The 18,071-nt window shown below is 58.2% G+C and carries 14 protein-coding genes; 4 read left to right on the top strand and 10 right to left on the bottom strand.

Annotated elements, in window-relative coordinates; translation table 11 throughout:
* Window positions 1-82: 82 nt before the first annotated feature.
* From ACR0L9_RS05145 to yajC, 5 genes are read right to left on the bottom strand one after another with little or no spacing between them, the layout of a single operon-like run.
* Complete coding sequence (locus ACR0L9_RS05145; protein ID WP_170626639.1) at window positions 83-436, bottom strand: Mth938-like domain-containing protein; 354 nt, start codon at window positions 434-436, stop codon at window positions 83-85.
* Between the two features lie 10 nt (window positions 437-446).
* A complete protein-coding gene (locus tag ACR0L9_RS05140; RefSeq protein WP_170597973.1) occupies window positions 447-1,193 on the bottom strand; it encodes a TSUP family transporter in 747 nt (248 codons plus the stop codon).
* Window positions 1,186-2,154: a protein translocase subunit SecF gene (secF, locus tag ACR0L9_RS05135; protein WP_170396385.1), complete on the bottom strand. Its 969-nt coding sequence runs from the start codon at window positions 2,152-2,154 to the stop codon at window positions 1,186-1,188. Before secF ends, ACR0L9_RS05140 begins: the two co-directional genes overlap by 8 nt.
* 1 nt (window position 2,155) lies before the next feature.
* Window positions 2,156-3,817, bottom strand: coding sequence for a protein translocase subunit SecD (secD, locus tag ACR0L9_RS05130; protein ID WP_170403231.1), 1,662 nt, complete (start codon window positions 3,815-3,817; stop codon window positions 2,156-2,158).
* A 33-nt stretch (window positions 3,818-3,850) separates the two neighbouring features.
* The gene (yajC, locus tag ACR0L9_RS05125) at window positions 3,851-4,138 is read right to left on the bottom strand and encodes a preprotein translocase subunit YajC (protein WP_155151194.1); all 288 of its coding nucleotides are present in this window, start codon (window positions 4,136-4,138) and stop codon (window positions 3,851-3,853) included.
* A gap of 192 nt (window positions 4,139-4,330) precedes the next feature.
* On the opposite strand from yajC, the gene ACR0L9_RS05120 reads away from it, so the two are divergent.
* Both ACR0L9_RS05120 and serS read left to right on the top strand, forming a co-directional pair.
* A complete protein-coding gene (locus ACR0L9_RS05120) occupies window positions 4,331-5,995 on the top strand; it encodes a mechanosensitive ion channel domain-containing protein (RefSeq protein ID WP_170663713.1) in 1,665 nt (554 codons plus the stop codon).
* 72 nt (window positions 5,996-6,067) lie between these two features.
* On the top strand, window positions 6,068-7,360 hold the full coding sequence (gene serS / locus ACR0L9_RS05115; RefSeq protein WP_170565858.1) for a serine--tRNA ligase: 1,293 nt from the start codon (window positions 6,068-6,070) through the stop codon (window positions 7,358-7,360).
* A gap of 52 nt (window positions 7,361-7,412) precedes the next feature.
* Here serS and ACR0L9_RS05110 read toward each other — a convergent pair whose 3' ends face one another.
* The 5 genes from ACR0L9_RS05110 to ACR0L9_RS05090 form a co-directional block, all read right to left on the bottom strand.
* On the bottom strand, window positions 7,413-7,997 hold the full coding sequence (locus ACR0L9_RS05110; RefSeq protein WP_480895082.1) for a helix-hairpin-helix domain-containing protein: 585 nt from the start codon (window positions 7,995-7,997) through the stop codon (window positions 7,413-7,415).
* 88 nt (window positions 7,998-8,085) lie between these two features.
* A complete protein-coding gene (locus tag ACR0L9_RS05105; protein WP_480895081.1) occupies window positions 8,086-9,072 on the bottom strand; it encodes a fatty acid desaturase in 987 nt (328 codons plus the stop codon).
* Window positions 9,073-9,236: 164 nt separating this feature from the next.
* A complete protein-coding gene (der, locus tag ACR0L9_RS05100) occupies window positions 9,237-10,700 on the bottom strand; it encodes a ribosome biogenesis GTPase Der (RefSeq protein WP_170597963.1) in 1,464 nt (487 codons plus the stop codon).
* Window positions 10,701-10,749: 49 nt separating this feature from the next.
* Window positions 10,750-12,072: an outer membrane protein assembly factor BamB family protein gene (locus ACR0L9_RS05095; protein ID WP_170396372.1), complete on the bottom strand. Its 1,323-nt coding sequence runs from the start codon at window positions 12,070-12,072 to the stop codon at window positions 10,750-10,752.
* A gap of 40 nt (window positions 12,073-12,112) precedes the next feature.
* Window positions 12,113-12,784, bottom strand: a complete 672-nt coding sequence (locus ACR0L9_RS05090; RefSeq protein WP_170396370.1) for a hypothetical protein — start codon at window positions 12,782-12,784, stop codon at window positions 12,113-12,115.
* Between the two features lie 226 nt (window positions 12,785-13,010).
* Here ACR0L9_RS05090 and ACR0L9_RS05085 point away from each other — a divergent pair, with 226 nt between their 5' ends.
* Window positions 13,011-14,234 (top strand): efflux RND transporter periplasmic adaptor subunit, encoded by a 1,224-nt coding sequence (locus tag ACR0L9_RS05085; protein ID WP_480585410.1) that lies wholly within the window; start codon window positions 13,011-13,013, stop codon window positions 14,232-14,234.
* On the top strand, window positions 14,231-18,046 hold the full coding sequence (locus tag ACR0L9_RS05080; RefSeq protein WP_480895078.1) for an efflux RND transporter permease subunit: 3,816 nt from the start codon (window positions 14,231-14,233) through the stop codon (window positions 18,044-18,046). Before ACR0L9_RS05085 ends, ACR0L9_RS05080 begins: the two co-directional genes overlap by 4 nt.
* The last annotated feature ends 25 nt before the right edge of the window (window positions 18,047-18,071 follow it).

Raw genomic sequence — 18,071 nt, 5'->3', positions numbered from 1 at the left:
GCAGAGCGGCTGGTTGGATCGCAGTGAGGGGCCAGCCCCTCACACTCCCCGGGATATTTTTAGCCAGTGGAAGAACAGATCCTCAGACCGGGATCAGCGCAAGCGCAATGCGGCGGCCTTCGGAAAGCAGCACGTTGTAGGTGCGGCAGGCCGCCGGAGAGTTCATGATTTCGACACCCAGACCTGCCTCTTCCAAGGTGGTGCGCAAGTCGGCTGGGATGTGGGTCAGTTCTTTGCCCGTACCGATGAACAGAACATCGACATGTTCGGACAAGGCCAGCAGGGTCTGGGCGTCGGAGTAACCCGCCCAAGCCGATGTACCGGTGGGGCCGGTCAGGACTGCCCCATCATGAACTTCCCCGCCTATCCGAAAGAACCCGGGGCCATAGCCATCAACCGGCTGAGCGTTTGTATATGTGATCTCGTTCAGGCGCATGTGCAGGGTTCTAGCCCCAAAGCGGCAGGCCGGACAAGGCCGCTGTTGCAATCACCAGATAGGCTGCGGCGCGGTAGAGGTTCTCGTACTCGGGTCGGAACATCCAGCCCCCCAGCCAGTTGCCCGCGATGTTGGGAACCGCAAGCGCAAGGCCCAATCCGATGCTCGCGATCGAGAGACGCCCCATCCCGCCAAGATATCCGAGGATCAGCAAATCGAAAGCAAACAGGAACAGCAGGATCGTCGCGCGGATGATCTCAACCGGTAAGGGCCGTGACATATAAAACAGGATGACAGCAGGCCCCGGTATCCCGGCTACCCCGCCAAGTAGCCCTGCAGCCCCGCCGATCGCAGCAACCATGCCACGCGATACCGCTCCCCGGTAGCGCAGACCAAAAACCAGAACGGCCAGCATCGACAATGAAATCAGGCTGACGATATAGCGGAACACTTCGGGATCGGTCCGGGTCAGCAGCCATAAGCCAACCGGTAGAAGTAGCGCGCACCCGACCAAAAGGCGCATCAGATCTGCCTTGTCAACAACCGTCCATGCGCGGCGCAGGTTCGGAATCGGGCCAAATATGTCCATGACCGTCAGCGCGATGATGGCACCGAAGGGGCCAAGATACGGGCTGGCGATGGGCAGGAAGATCAGGGCCGTCCCAAAGCCGGAGAACCCGCGCACGATGCCCCCAACAAAGGCGGCGAAAATAATAACGGCCAGACCGGTTGGGGTCTGGCCGAAATACTCAGGCATCAATGTTGGCAAACTGGTTGCCCGCCGTATTCGACGGCTTCGACCAGTCGCGCTTGACCCCCAGCCACAGCAGGATGGTCGAGGCCACGAAGACCGACGAATAGGTCCCGACGATCACGCCCCAGATCATCGCGAAGACAAAGCCTCGGATCACGTCTCCGCCCAGTACATAGAGCGAGATCAGCGCCAGCAGCGTGGTCACAGAGGTCATCACCGTCCGGCTGAGCGTTTCGTTGATCGAGATGTTCAGCACCTCTTTGAGGTCTTTCTTCTTGTACTTCCGCAGGTTTTCGCGAACCCGGTCGAAGACGACCACGGTGTCGTTCAGCGAATAGCCGACGATAGTCAGAAGAGCGGCGATGATCGCCAGGTCAAAACGGATTTGTAGTTCCGAGAAGATGCCGATGGTCAGGATCACGTCATGCACCAACGCGGCGACCGCCCCGAGTGCGAACTGCCATTCGAACCTAAGCCAGATATAGACAAGCACTGCGCCAATCGCCAAGGCGACCGCAATGACCGCGGTCTGGATCAACTCACCCGAAACCTTGGGGCCAACCGATTCGACTGAGACGAACTGGATATCCGGCGCGGCGACGGTCAGCGCTTCTTCGACGGCTGTGACGGTTGCGGCCGCCACAGCTTCGGCCCCGTCCTGTGCCTGAATGCGGATCATCGCGACGTTTTCATCCTCGCCAAAGGTGGGATCAAAAATCTCGGTGATGGTCACATCGCCAAGCTCAAGCGGCGCGATGGCGTCGCGATAGGCGCCGACGTCGATCTCTTGCGCGCTTTGGGTCCGGATCGTGGTGCCGCCGCGAAAGTCGATGCCGAAGTTCAGCCCTTGCAGCAGGAATGACGTGAATGCGATCACCATCATCAAACCCGAGATGCCCAGCCAGACCTTCCAACGGCTAAAGAAATCGAACGAGGTGTTTTGGGGTACGAGTTTCAGTCTCATGTCAAACCTCGATCGTTTTCGGACGGCGGCGTTCGAACCACATCACGATCATCAGACGCGTCACAAAGATCGCGGTGAAGACCGAGGTCAGAATACCCAGACCAAGCGTAATGGAGAAGCCGCGCACGGGACCACTGCCCATGGCAAACAGGATGGTTGCGGTAATGAATGTGGTCACGTTTGCGTCCAGAATGGCCGAAAGCGCTTTTTCGTATCCCAGCTCGATGGCACGCGCCGGACCTTTGGCAGATTTCAGCTCTTCGCGGATACGCTCGAAGATCAGCACGTTGGCGTCAACTGCCATGCCGACGGTCAGCACGATACCCGCGATCCCGGGCAAGGTCAGCGTGGCGCCGATCAGTGAGAGCAGGCCAAACAAAAGCCCCACGTTCAGGATCAGCGCAATATTGGCGAAGATGCCGAACAGGCCGTAGCTTAGAGCCATGAATACCAACACGGCGACAAAGGCCACGATTGTCGCGACTTTACCTGCGTCGATACTGTCCTGACCCAGCTCAGGGCCGATGGTGCGCTCTTCCAGGAAATCCAGACCTGCAGGCAAGGCACCTGCGCGCAGCAGAACGGCCAAATTGGTGCTTTCTTCAACTGTGAAGTTGCCAGTGATGATGCCCGAACCACCTGGGATATGGCTTTGGATTACAGGGGCCGAGATCACCTCGTCATCCAGGACGATAGCAAAGGGTGCGCCAATGTTTTCCAGCGTGTAATCGCCGAATTTGCGCGCGCCAGAGGTGTTGAACCGGAAGCTGACCGCAGGGCGGCCGTTCTGGTCGAAGGATGGCTGCGCGTCGACCAATTCTTCACCGGTCACGACGGGTGCGGCGTCCAGAGTGTAATACACACCATCTTCATCGATCGATGGCACAAGCTTCTCGCCAACTCCCGGAATGGCATCCGGGTCAGTCCCGCGTCCAACGACAGGATTGAACGTCAACTGTGCCGTCGTGCCGATAATCTCTTTGAGCTCCCCGGCGCTGCCGATGCCGGGCACCTGAATCAGGATACGATCAGCGCCCTGACGCTGGATCGTTGGTTCGCGTGTGCCAACCTCGTCGATCCGACGGCGGATGATCTCAAGGGACTGGCGCACAGTACGATCATCCGAAGCAAGCTTTTCGGCCTCGGACAGTTGGACAACGATAGTGTCCCCCTCAGCGCGAGCCTCTATATCAGTTGCCCCTGCCCCGGTCAGCGTCTGCACCTGTCGGGCCAGACCGCGCACAACCTCTAATGCGCGGGACATGCCCTCGGGTTGGCTGATGCGCACGCGAATCTCGTCAGGCGCCGAATCCTGACGACGGATCGTGCCGACCGTCGCGCGTTCATCACGCAGCGCGTCGCGGATTTCGGGCCACATCGCCTCCATCCGGGATTCGTAGACATCATCAACCTTGACCTCGGCAAGCAAATGCGCGCCGCCGCGCAAGTCGAGCCCGAGATTGACCAGAGACGACGGCAGCCAGTTCGGCCATTGCGCGGCCTCGGCCTGCATTTCAGGTGTATCAATGCCCAGCTCAATCGCAGCCTTGGCATCGTTAGATTGTTCTACGCGCGTATAAAACGCATTCGGCAGGGCAAGGAACAGACCGATCACACAGACCGACCAGATCAGAACCCGCTTCCAGGAATCAATTTGCAGCATTACCCTGCCTTTTCAAGGAATTGTCGCGCGAAGTTACTTCGCAGGTTCGGTCTTGTTCAGAACCTGAGCGATGGTCGATTTCACCACGCGAACCTTAACGCCCTCGGCGATCTCGACTTCGATCTCGTTGTCGCCTTCCTTGACCTTCGACACCTTGCCGATCAGCCCGCCTTGGGTGACAACCTGATCGCCCCGGCGCACGGCTTCGACCATGGCCTGATGTTCCTTCATCTTTTTCTGCTGTGGACGGATCAGCAGGAAATACATAATCGCGAAGATCAGGATCAACGGGAGAAACTGGGCGATTGCGCCACCTTCCATGGGATATTCCTTTGTTCTGATGATGCAGAGAGCTCTCTGCAAAGTTTGCGGGAACCTATGCTTTGAAACATGGGTTTGCAAGCAAACCTGGCCCCATTTCGACCATCGGGTTCAAAGGTTTGCTGCCGGACGTTGCAGATATGTTCTAGGCAGACCCTTCCAGTCAGATATAGTCCTGTGGCAGGAGGCCTAATGATTCAATCAATCCAGACCCTTGGCGCGTTTGTTCGCCTGATGCTCGTGACAACCTGTATAGGTCTTCTGGCGTCGCCCGTATGGGCACAGAACGCCACTAGCGAAGAGCCTGCGATAGAAGACACTGAATCAGAGATTTTTCAGGCCCCGGTTATCGTTGACGGCGACACCTTGTTTCACCTGCGCGGCTCCAGCGCGCTGCCCGCTCCGGAACGTGCCGCGAGTGTACAGAACAAGATCATCGAAATCGCCGAGGCCTCAGACGCCGAGCAGGTCTCTATAACCTTCGAGGACTCAGAGTTCGGCATTCGAATCTTTGCTGATGGTGTTCAAGTTTCGATCGTGACCGATGCCGATTCCGAGCTTGAGCAGATGGACTTGAACGTTCTCAGTTTGTTGCACGGCGACGCTATTAAACAATCCATTGAAAGCTATCGCGCAAACCGCACCGAACAGGCGCGTGTTTCGGGTGCCATCGAAGCCTTGGCATGGACAGCTGGATTCGCGCTTTTTGTCGTCGTTATCCTGTGGCTGCACCGGCGCATTCGCCGCCGTACGCTGAAACTGGTCAAGCGTTACCTCAAGGATGTCGAAACCGCGACCGCAAAAAGCGTTCAGGCCGAGGCCATCGCCGCGTTGATCCGGTATGCTCTGAATTTTGTCCTGCTGGTGATCTTTTTCCTCGGCTTCTACTACTACCTTTCCTTCGTTCTGCTTGCCTTTGCCGAGACGCGCTATTTCGCGCAACTCCTGCTGACCTACTTGACCGAGCCGGTCCTGCTAATCTTCAAAGGCATCCTCAGCTACATCCCAAACCTGATCATGTTGATACTGATCGCATGGATAACGCTGTATATTATCCGGGGCATGCGTGTGTTCTTTGACGCCGTCGAGGCGGGAACCTTTGACATGGGCGATTTTGAAAGCCACTGGGTGAACCCGACCTTCAACATCGCCCGCGTCGTCGTTATCCTGATCGCTCTGGTCTTTGCTGTCCCTTACATCCCCGGGTCAGACTCGGCGGCGTTTCAGGGGCTGACGATTCTGGTTGGTGCCATGCTGTCGCTGGGCGCAAACTCGGTCGTGTCGAACATGCTGGCGGGGCTCTTCGTGATCTATCGCCGCTCAACCTCGATTGGGGATCGGATCCAGATCGGAGACCATATTGGCGATGTGGTGCAGATCAAGTTGATGGAGACGCATCTGAAGTCCATCAAGAATGAACTGATCTCGATCCCGAACGCCCAATTGATGAATTCGGACGTGGTGAATTTCTCGAAGAGAACCGACGGTAGCGGGTTGCTGCTGCATACGACCGTCGGGATTGGCTATGAAGAGCCGCCCGAAAAGATCGAAGCGATGCTGATCGAGGCCGCCCATCGCACCAAGGGAATCAAGGCCAAGCCCGAACCTTTTGTTTTGTGGACAGCCCTGGCCGATTACGCGATAAACTATCAGATCAACGGATACACCACGCGGGGCAGCATCATTCCGAAGATTCGCTCGGACCTGCATCGCAACATTGTGGCCGTGTTCAATGAGAATAACGTGCAGATCATGACACCTTCGTACATGGCCGACCCGCCCGAGCCGAAAATCCCAACCGAAGAGTGGGATGGCCATTTGGCGCATGAATCCCACGAGGAATCGGATAAGTCGTAACCGGTGCTACACCCTGCCATTCAGATGGTGCATAAGCGGATTCAGTGATTCACGCAGTTAAGGATCTGAACCATGCACGACATCCGCGCCATACGCGAAAACCCAGCCGCCTTCGACGCCGCCCTTGCGCGCCGCGGGGACGCGCCGGTGTCGTCAGACCTGCTGAGGCTGGACGAAAGCCGCCGCGCCAAGATTCTGGCTGCTGAGACAGCTCAGGCCGAGCAGAACAAGGCCTCCAAAGAGGTTGGCGCTGCCAAAGGGCGCGGGGATGAAGCTGAATTCGAACGCCTGCGCGCTCTGGTCGCCGAGAAAAAGGCCGAAGTGGCCCGGATGCAGACCGAAGCCAAGGATCTGGACGCTCTGCTGGCCGACCAGCTGATCCGCATCGCGAACCTGCCCGCCGAGGATGTGCCCGAAGGCGCGGATGAGAACGACAATGTCGAGATCAACCGCTGGGGCACACCACGCGAATTGGATTTCGCGCCGAAAGAGCATTTTGAAATCGATGCCGTTCAGAATGGCATGGATTTTGAGACGGCTGCCAAACTCTCCGGCTCGCGCTTTGTGCTGCTTTCGGGCGGCGTCGCGCGCATCCACCGCGCTTTGGCGCAGTTCATGCTGGACACCCATATCAACGAGAATGATCTGACCGAGGTCAACGGCCCGGTTCTGGTTCTATCGGAAATGATGCAGGGCACCGGCCAGTTGCCGAAGTTTGGAGAAGACAGCTATCAAACCCGCGAAGGCTGGTGGTTGATTCCAACCTCCGAAGTGTCGCTGACCAACATCGTCAACGACACGATGATCGAGGAGAGTTACCTGCCTCGCCGCTATACCGCGCATTCGCTGTGCTTCCGGTCCGAGGCTGGCAGTGCGGGCAAGGACACACGCGGGATGCTGCGGCAGCACCAGTTCGAAAAGGTCGAGATGGTCTCGGTCACCCATCCGGACAAGTCGGATGATGAACAGAAACGTATGCTGCGCTGCGCCGAAGGCATTCTCGAAAAGCTGGGCATCCCCTATCGCACCGTGATCTTGTGCACCGGCGACATGGGCTTTGGTGCACGGCGCACTTACGACATCGAGGCGTGGCTGCCGGGCCAGAATACTTATCGCGAGATCAGCTCGGTCTCGACATGCGGGGATTTTCAGGCGCGCCGCATGAATGCGCGCTTCCGGCCAGAGGCCGGGGGCAAGCCAGAATATGTCCATACCTTGAATGGTTCGGGCCTGGCCGTGGGGCGCTGCCTGATAGCTGTGTTGGAAAATGGTCAGAACACGGATGGGACGGTCACCCTGCCCGAGGTTCTGGCACCCTATCTGGGCGGCAAGCTAACCCTTCAAACCAACGGCACGCTGACTTAAAAAAACCGGCGCATTCAGGCGCCGGTTCCCGATCGGATAAGGCGGAGAAGTATCACTTCTTCGCCTTTTTCTTATCTTTCTTCTTTCCGGGCTTCTTGTCGGACTTCTTCTTGTCGTCCCTCTTTTTGGCGTCCTTTTTCTTAACGTCTTTTTTGGGCCTCTTGTTTTTCTTACCCTTCTTGGTCTTTTCCTTGACCTTTTCCTTGGCTTTGGAAAACACCGCCTCCATTTCAGACTTCTTCTTGGCCGCCTTTTCAGCCTTGGCCTTGGCTTTCGCCTTTTTCTTTGCCTTGGCCTCGGCAGCGGCCTGTTCTGCCGCCGCGCGCTCCTTTGCCGCCTTACGCTCGGCCTCGGCCTTGTTCGCAGCCGCATTGCTTTTGGCTGTCGCGCGCTGCACAGCCGATTTCCGCTCGGCAGGCTTACGGGTGGCAGCGCTGCGCGCGGGCTTGGGCTTGGCACCGACGACTTCTTTCGCAGCCGCGATCAGCTTAGCTGCGCGGGTGGAACCGACGCGAGGGGTGCCGGACAAATCTTCCGGTTTGGCCTTGGCAATGGCTTCTGCTGTTTTGTAGCCCTTTGCATTCAAGGCCTTAGCCAGCGCTGGCCCTACGCCACGCACCTCGGTAACTGCGGTCATTTCGTTTCCTTTCGTTAACTCCCCCAGATTGTAAATGCACAGCACATACGTTCCTGAGAGAGCGCCAATTCAAGAATTAGATAGGAGGTTACCCGCTTTCGGCCAGGCGATGGCGTGCAGTTCGGCTGGGAAATGGGACAAGTCTTTTGGCGTCTTCATCCCATAGTTTCAGATTCAGCGCCGCCACTGCCTCGGGAAACTTAATCCGTCGCGGTGTGTATTCTGGCGGCAGGTTATAGTGGCACGCGCGCAGCCGGTAAGATGGGATGCGGGCATTGAAATGGTGGATGTCATGCAATGTGATGCAGGCCACCGCATTATCGAACCACCAGCCGAAATCCAGCGCCGAGGACCCCTCCAACGCAGCCAGCTTTGGATCCAGCTCGGGGCGGCGATCCCAGTAGGTGTCTTCGAAATTGTGCTGCAAATACACCAGGAACACCCCAAGCATCCCGCCCAGGAGCGAAAACACCAGCCAGACCAGAATGCCGGTGGCACCGGCGATCAAATACAGCAGTCCCAAAAACACAACAATCGAGAGGTTGTGCAGCACCACGCCCATCACACCGAACCGCACGGTGTTCTTGGGCCAGCGATAGCGGATGAAGTATGTGAATAGCGCGCCAACCGGCACCAGAATGAAGGGATTCCGATACAGTCGGTAAAACAAACGCTTTTTCCAATCCGCCTCGTTCCATTCGCGCAGCGTCATGGTGTGGATTTCACCGGTCTCGCGATGCTCGAGGTTGCCGATTCCGGCGTGATGCAGATTGTGGTTCTGCTTCATCACCTCGAACGGGGCAAATGTGAAGGGCGACAACCCATGGCCAGCCCATTCGTTCTGCTCGCGCGTTTCAAACAACGAATGGTGCCCGCAATCATGCTGCAGGACATAGAGACGCACGGCAGAGAAGGCAAAAACGATCCCGGCCGGGATCATGATGTACCAGCGGTCGACATAGGTGATCGCCAATGTAAGCGATGCGAAATACACCGCGAATGTTCCGAAATAACTTAGCGCGGCAAGCTTGTTGTCCTGTACCGCGTATTGTCTTGTATATTCTCTCAGATCCATCACGCCCGCTCCCCACGGAGGTCCGACCAATCACAAATTCAAAATTAAGTGCGGAGATCCCGCAAACAAGCAGCACGTGCAAAACAAATGCACGTGCTTGAATGCTAACGCGCAGAAACGGGGCTGTCACGCCCCCTCTCTGAAAATGCTTGAAATTAGCGCAGTTACGCTCGTCCCTTGAGATGCTTGGCCAGTGCGCCTGCGTTTTTCTTGCGCCGCCCTTTGTAGGGGTTCTTGTCCCCTTGCCCGCGCAAAGTCAGGCGGATCGGAGTGCCCGGCATATCAAAATCCTCGCGCAGGCCATTGACCAGATAACGCGAATAGCTGTCAGGCATCTTGTCAGGGTGCGAGCACATGACCACAAACCCCGGCGGACGGGTCTTGGCCTGCGTCATGTAACGCAGCTTGATCCGGCGCCCCTGCGGCGCGGGCGGCGGGTGCTGTTCCAGCATGGCGGTCAGCCAACGGTTCAGCGCTGCGGTCGGCACCCGGCGGTTCCAAACATCATGGGCACGCAGGATCGCGGCGCGCAGACGTTCCAGACCGCGGCCTGTTTTTGCCGACACGGTGATCAAAGGAGCACCACGCAACTGCGGCAGCAGACGTTCGAAGGATTCTTTTAGGTCGCGCAGCTTTTCCTGTTTGTCTTCTTCGATGTCCCATTTGTTGACGGCGACGACCACAGCACGACCCTCACGTTCGGCCAGATCGGCAATGCGCAGGTCCTGTTGCTCGAATGGGATAGCCGCATCCAGCAACACGACGACGACCTCGGCAAACTTGACTGCGCGCAGCCCGTCAGAAACCGAGAGTCTCTCAAGCTTCTCCTGCACCTTGGCCTTCTTCCGCATACCGGCGGTATCAAATATCCGCATTGGGGTGCTGTCCCCATCAGGGTCGGCCCAGTCGATCCGCAAGCTGATCGCGTCGCGCGTGATCCCGGCCTCGGGGCCGGTCAGCAATCGATCCTCGCCGATGATCTTGTTGATCAGGGTGGATTTACCGGCATTCGGACGGCCAACTACAGCGACTTGCAGGGGTTTGTCAGCGGTGATCAGCGGGGCTTCGCCTTCCCCGTCTTCGTCCAGCTCGATATCGGTTTGCGGTGTCTCTTCTACGCGCGCCTCTTCAGCCGCGTCAGCCAGTGGCATCAACTGCGCATAGAGGTCCGTCATCCCCTCGCCATGTTCGCCCGACAGACGCACCGGCTCGCCAAGGCCTAGGTTGTATGCTTCAAGCACGCCCGCATCAGCCGCGTTCCCTTCGGCCTTGTTCGCTGCCAGGATCACGTGTTTGGAGCGCTTACGCAGAATCTCGGCGAACATTTCGTCCGTGGGCGTCAAGCCCACCCGCGCGTCAATCATGAACAGGCAGACATCGGCCATGTCCACTGCACGCTCGGTCAGGCGGCGCATCCGACCTTGCAAGCTGTCATCGGTTGCGTCCTCAAGACCCGCCGTGTCGATCACGGTAAAACGCAAGTCGCCCAGCCGCCCTTCACCTTCGCGCAGGTCACGCGTTACGCCGGGCTGGTCGTCGACCAATGCCAGGCGTTTGCCCACAAGGCGATTGAACAGAGTGGATTTGCCCACATTCGGGCGCCCCACGATGGCGAGGGTCAGCGACATGATATTCAACTTTCAAGACTCAAGATGCGCCCTTTAACGCATCTTGTCGTCAACGGAAAGCGTGCAGTTCGCCCTTGGTCGACACAACATACAGCGTCTGACCCGCCACAACCGGTGCCGTGGTCGCGCCACCCGGCACTTCGACCTGATGCACCAGCGCTCCGTCGACGGGATTGAAGAAGCGCAGATAGCCGTCGTTCGAAGCCACGACAAGGCGTCCACCGGCCATGATCGGGCCGTAATGGGCAAAGATCGGACCCCGGCGGCCCGGCTTGTTCTTGACGAAGCCCGGCAGATCGATTGCCCAGACAGTCGAGCCATCGGCGGCATCCAACCGTACCAATTGACTGCGATCACTGATCAGAAAAACACTGTTCCCCGCCGGCCAGACTGTATCAACGGCGCCTTCCGGTGCGGTCCAGTTCCGCTCACCCGAATTCCCGTCGAACGAGACCGTGCGCCCCGAATGGTTGCCGATTATGACCGAACTACCCGACACCATGGGCCCGGCGGTCACATCCACGATCTGAGCTGCCGCTCGACCCCGACGCCCGCCTGCAACGGACGCGTTCCAGCGTAAAATACCGCCCCGGCGGAATGTTGCCGCGACATCACCCGATCCAAAGGCAAAGACTGACAGGTCCGAGGCAATCACGGGAGCAGGTGCACCCAGAACGTTGCCGACGCTCGGCGTGCCTTCGATTTGCCAGATGATCCGCCCATCCTTGGTATTCACCGCCCAACCGGTTTCGTCCCCGGCCACCAGATAGAGTATGCCGCCGCTAACCAAAGGAGCACCGCTGCCAGTTGCATTCAGACGTTTCTGCCACCTTTGCGCCCCGGATTTCGCATCGAGCGCGGTCAACCTACCGAAACCCGACGAGACATAAAGCACACCGTCGGCATAGGCGAGCCCTCCGCCTGTGGCATCCCCGTCCTTTTCATTCGGCGGGATAAGGTTTGTACTCCAGGCGACCTGCCCTTGGGGCGTAACAGCCGAGACATTTGCCCCGGAATCGAGCGTATATATCAGGCCACCAGCAACAACAGGGTCTGCGGTGATCCGCTGTTTTCGGCTATCGCCGGACCCAATGTTAGCAGACCAAATACGCTGCGGTGTGGCACTCAGCGCTGCGTTGGTAGTGCGGAAGGCGGGTGTACCCGCGCTTTGCGACCAGTTGGCGTTGCGGCTTTGAGCCGGAATACTGATCGGTTTGGCGCCACGGGTTTCAACGGTTTCGTTGTCGATGGAGGCACGAATATCCTCACGCTCACCCGGCAGAATGACTTCGGGTTCCTGACAGGCGCTGAGAACGGTGAGCGCGGCTGCCGCAACCGGCAATCCGAAGCCTGAGAAATAACGTGATAGCATAATCTACAAACTCGCCTGTGATGTTCCGTTTCGCTGCCGGTTAACCCTGCTGGTTCGCCACGGGCTCGGGTTCGCCCCCAAGCGCGACGATCAGTTGAGCCGCGCGCTGTTGCAGATCGACGCTGGCCTCGGCGTCCTGGCGCAACGCCTGCAAACGGTCCAAAGCGGCTTGTGTATTGCCCTCGGCCACATCGATCAGGGCCAATTGTTCTTCGGCGAGCAGACGCAAAGGAGCACCAGGTATGGCCAGCGCTTCGAACTGTTGACGACGATCCGCCACTGGCATCGTGTCAGTTTGCAGTAGCAATGCCTTGAAACTTGCAATCGCGCGATAGATTTCGGGCAAATCCCCCTGCGTGGCGATCGCGTTCAGACTGTTCACCGCATCTTGCGCCGATCCGGCCTCGGCCTGAGAGGCGGACAGCAACATGTTCAAAACCGCGTCACCGCCGACAGATGCAGCATCGATCGCCTGCAGGCTTTGTGCCCGCTCGGCAGATCCGTTTTCAGCCAGCGCCGACAGAATCGCATCACCCAGAGCCTCGGCCTGGTTGGTATCACGTGCTTTTCGGTATTCGTTGAACGCAGCGCCCCCGACAATGGCCACGACAGCCAGCACACCAACCCAGCCCCAACGGCGCAAAAGAAGGTACATGCGATCGCGGCGCACCTCTTCGGTGACCTCTTCAATAAAACTGTCGGCGTCGCTCATCCCTGCCCCCAGGCTTAAGTGTCCGGTTTTCTAGCGCCATGTCATACCCCGGCGATCAGGCCAAGCCAAGTGCCCGAATTCATACATTTGCCACCATGTGGGTGACCCTTGCGTAAAAAACTAAACCGAACTATTCAGTTCAGTATGGAAAAGACATGGCCACAGCCCCATTTTAAGGGATAGCGGCTAAAGCCGACCGCGCGAACAGATCTGGAGATTCTACCGCATGCGATTGATTTCATTCGTTAACGCCATTTTGGTTATTGTTGCGTTGTATTTTCTTGTTTTCGAGCGCGACGCGCTGTTTGCTTTTGCAGGACGCGGAGACGAGCCATCCGAGACCGCGACCGAGGCCTCGGAATCGGTGCAATCACCGGACTCGATCGGCGTTGTTGTGCTGCGCTCAACCGCACGCGAGATCGGCAGCGCCGTTCAATTACGGGGTCAGACCAAGGCAAACCGCCAGGTCGAAGTCCTTGCCGAAACCATTTCGACAGTCCTGTCCGAGCCCAAGCGCAAAGGAGCATTTGTCGAAGCAGGAGATCTGCTGTGCGAGCTTGACCCCGGAACCCGGCCCGCGAGCCTGGCCGAAGCCATGGCAGCCAAGCTTGAGGCCGAAAGCCGCGTTCCCGAGGCCGAAGCGCGCCTGGAAGAAGCTCACGCCCGTTTGGCTGAAGCCGAAATCAATCTGAAAGCAGCCCGCAAGCTGTCGGAAACCGGGTTTGGATCAGAAACGCGCCGTATCTCAAGCGAAGCCGAAATGAGCACTGCCGAGGCCGGAATCAAATCCGCCGAGGCCGGTCTGGAAGCTACGCAAGCCGGGATTGAAGCCGCCACCGCAGCAGTAGCAGCCGCCCAGCGCGAGATTGATCGCCTGACCATCAGCGCACCGTTCAAGGGTCTGCTTGAAAGTGATACTGCGGAATTGGGCAGCCTGATGCAGCCCGGCTCGCTCTGCGCAACCGTCATCCAGCTCGATCCGATCAAGCTGGTGGGCTTTGTGCCTGAATCCGAAGTGAATCGGATCATTGTCGGATCGATGGCAACTGCGCAGTTGGTTACGGGGCTGCAGGTCGAGGGGCGCGTGACCTTCCTCAGCCGTTCGGCTGATGAAACCACGCGGACATTCGAGGTCGAGATCACAGTGCCAAACCCGGAACTGCTGATCCGTGACGGCCAAACCGCCAACATTCAGATCGCGGCCGAAGGGGTCAAGGCGCATCTGCTGCCCCAATCCGCACTGACCTTGAACAATGAAGGTGAGCTTGGTGTTCGCACCGTGGTAGCCGACAATGTCGTTGATTTTGTTCCGATCCGCCTTCTGCGTGACACCGCTGATGGTGTATGGGTTGGTGGCCTGCCGGAAACTGCTGATATCATCGTGATCGGGCAGGAATTCGTCACACGTGGTGTGACGGTCGCGCCGACATACAAGGAAGCATCGCAATGACGGGTATCGTCAGTTGGGCCGCAAGCCGTGCCAGAATGGTGCTGGCTTTCATCGCGATTTCGCTGGTCATCGGCGGGTATGCTTATGTCGGGCTCCCAAAAGAGGGTGAACCCGACATCGATATCCCGATGCTCTTTGTGTCGGTGCAGTTTCCAGGGATTTCAGCCGAGGACAGCGAAAGCCTGCTGATCAGGCCGATGGAAACCGAGATGGCCGATCTCGACGGGTTGGACACGATGACAGCCACCGCCGCCGAGGGCTATGCAGGTATTCTGCTGGAGTTCGAGTTCGGTTGGGACAAATCCGCCACCATCGCGGATGTTCGCGATGCCATGAACACCGCGCAAGCTGATTTCCCTGATGGGGCTGAGCAATACACGATTACCGAGGTCAACTTCTCCGAGTTTCCCATCGTCATTGTTAACCTGACCGGCCCGGTACCAGAGCGTACGATGGCACGCGTTGCCAAAGATCTGCAGGACGAACTTGAGGCGTTGGACGCAGTGCTGGAAGCTGGCATTGCCGGAAACCGCGATGAAATGCTTGAGGTCGTGATCGATCCGCTGCGGCTCGAAGCCTACAACGTCACGGCCGCCGAACTGATCAACGTTGTGCAAAACAACAACCAACTGATCGCTGCAGGTGAGGTCGAGACCGAACAGGGCACGTTCTCGGTCAAGATCCCGTCGTCATTTAAGACTGCTCAGGACGTCTATGGCCTGCCCGTAAAGGTCAACGGAGACCGCGTGGTCACCTTAGGCGAACTGGCCGAAATCAACTATACGTTTGAAGACCGCGCGGGCACGGCCCGGTTCAACGGCGAACCCACCGTCGCGCTGCAGGTCGTCAAGCGCAAGGGCTTCAATTTGATCGACACCGTTGCGCTGATCAAAGCCACTGTCGCCGAAGAACAAATCAAGTGGCCAGCCGAACTGCAGGCCGCTGTTGATGTGGGCACCTCAAACGACCAAAGCCGCATCGTCGATTCAATGGTGCGCCAGCTTGAAGGATCGGTTCTGACCGCTGTCGCGCTGGTGATGATCGTGGTGCTGGCTTCGTTGGGAACACGCGCCGCGTTGTTGGTGGGTTTTGCCATTCCAACCTCGTTTCTGTTGTGCTTCGCCTTCCTCGCGATGATCGGGGTCACCATCTCGAATATGGTGATGTTTGGCCTGATCCTTGCCGTAGGCATGCTGGTCGATGGCGCCATCGTTGTTGTGGAATATGCCGACAAGCGCATTAAAGAAGGCGTTGGTCCGATGCACGCCTATGTCGAGGCGGCGCAACGGATGTTCTGGCCGATTGTTTCGTCGACGGCCACTACACTGTGTGCATTTCTTCCGATGTTGTTCTGGCCCGGTATTCCCGGCGAGTTCATGAAGATGCTGCCCATCACGCTGATCTTCGTTCTGTCGGCCTCGCTGATCGTGGCACTGATCTACCTGCCGGTCGTGGGCGGTGTCTCGGGCCGTATGAGCCGCAGTTTCGAGCGCAGCTCGAACTGGCTGCGGGCCCACACGCCTTGGTGGCTGCGAGTGCTTCTGGTACCGCCTTCACTGTATATGATCTTCCTCGGCGCAATGCAGGTCTTGAACCCCAACTATCTGCTGCCCGGCGGTTCACTTTCTGGCGTGCTACTGTTTCTGTTCGGCGCCTTTGCTGGGTCGGTCACGCTGAGTGCTGCCAAGATCGAACGCGCCCCGGATGAACATGTTCATACCGCTAAAGAGCACACGCCCTTCGGTTATGTGATCAAGTTCCTGGTCGGCAATCCGGTCATGCCGGTGGTGTCCATCGCAGTCGTCTTTGCGGCGGTGTTTTGGGTCGCATTCATCATATTCCCGCAAAACTCTCGCGGCGTTGAATTCTTCGTGGAAAGCGAACCAGAACAGGCCACGGCCTATGTCCGGGCGCGCGGCAACCTGTCTCTGGCTGAAAAGGACGAAATGGTTCTTGAGGCCGAGCGCGTAATCAGCGAACACCCGGCGGTGATCAACGTATTTGCCTTTGCGGGCGAAGGTGGGCTCAATCAGAACAATGGCGGTGCAGAAGCCCCTGCCGACACAATTGGTCGCGTCCAGTTCGAGCTCATTCCTTGGGAAGATCGCCCAATCAGCTCTGAACAGATTACCGGTTGGTTCTGGGGACCGATTGCAGGTCTACTTGGCTTTGCAAAGGAAGAAGTCGCGGCGGAATATGACGGTAATTTTGTTCTGGACGAACTAACCGCAGAGCTGGCAACCCTTCCTGGCTTTATCGTTGATCTTCAGGCGCTGGAACAAGGTCCCGCTTCCGCCAAGCCCGTTCATCTGCGCATCAAAGGCGATAGCTGGGAGGATCTGACGGCCGCGACCGTCACAGCACGAGAAGCCTTTGACACCACACCCGGCTTGATCAAGATCGAGGACACCCTGCCCCTGCCCGGCATCGACTGGCAGATCGACGTGGACGTGGCCAAGGCGGGTCGATTCGGCGCGGACGTCGCAACCGTTGGCGCGATGGTACAGCTTGTGACGCGTGGCATCTTGCTGGGTGAAATGCGGCCGGATTCAACCGATGAAGAGGTAGAAATCCGCGTCCGCCTACCTGATCAGGATCGCGTCCTGTCAACGCTGGATACGCTGAAAGTTCGCACACCGGACGGGTTGGTCCCCCTGTCGAACTTCGTCACCCGCAAACCCGTGGCGAAGCTCGCCGAGATCAATCGCGCGGATCAACAGCGCTACTATGACGTTAAAGCGGATGTCGAGCCTGGGCTGAGCAAGATCGTGACCACCGGTCCTGACGGTGCAGAGCTGCGTTTGGCAACCGTGCGCGCGATTGGCGAAGGTGCCACACCAACTGGCACCACGATTACCAGCGCGGACGGAGCAGAGTTCGAACTCGTTCAACTAACGGGTGCCGAGAATGTGGGTGAAGTGCGGTCCGCCATCGAAAGTGGTGACGCTCGGTTTGCCCTGATAAATCCGAACGAACGGATTGCCGTGCTGACCGAGTGGCTGGAAACCGATCCTTTTGGTCGCACCATCACTTGGGAATGGACCGGCGATCAGGAGGATCAGGCTGAAAGCCAGGCGTTCCTGTCCAGCGCATTCCTGGCAGCACTGGGTCTGATGTTCGTGATCCTGCTGGCGCAGTTCAACTCGTTCTACAACTCGGTGCTGGTGCTGCTGGCCGTGGTTCTGTCTACGACCGGCGTGTTGCTGGGCATGATGGTAATGCAACAACCGTTCTCGATCATCATGACCGGGACCGGGATCGTGGCGTTGGCCGGTATCGTGGTGAACAACAACATTGTTCTGATCGACACCTATCAGGAATATAGCGGCTACATGTCTCGCATTGATGCAATTGTCCGCACGGCTGAGGCGCGCATCCGTCCGGTTCTGCTGACTACGCTGACAACAATGGCGGGTCTGACCCCGATGATGTTCGGCCTGTCGCTGGATTTCATCGGCGGAGGGTATTCGATCGACAGCCCCACGGCACTGTGGTGGAAACAGCTGGCCACGGCGGTGGTCTTTGGCTTGGGTACCGCCACGGTGTTGACACTGATCGTCACGCCTTCATTCCTGGCGCTGCGAGTGTGGGTCACAACCTACGCGGTATGGCTGGGTAAGGCGCTGGCACGCGCCACGGCGGGTCGATCCAGCCAAATCGCGCAGGACATGGCAATCGGCCAAAGCGCGCGAGATGTGCAAGCAGCCGAAATGATCTGGACCGATGAACAGGACAAAGCTGCCCCTGATCAGAGCGCTCAGGACGACCGCCCCGATCATCCCCCGACAACACCGCTGAAGGCGGCGGAATAAAAAAAGGCGAGCCTTCGGGCTCGCC

This window comes from Ruegeria sp. I3, from assembly GCF_056532525.1.
This window is presented reverse-complemented; position numbering and strand designations above follow the sequence as displayed.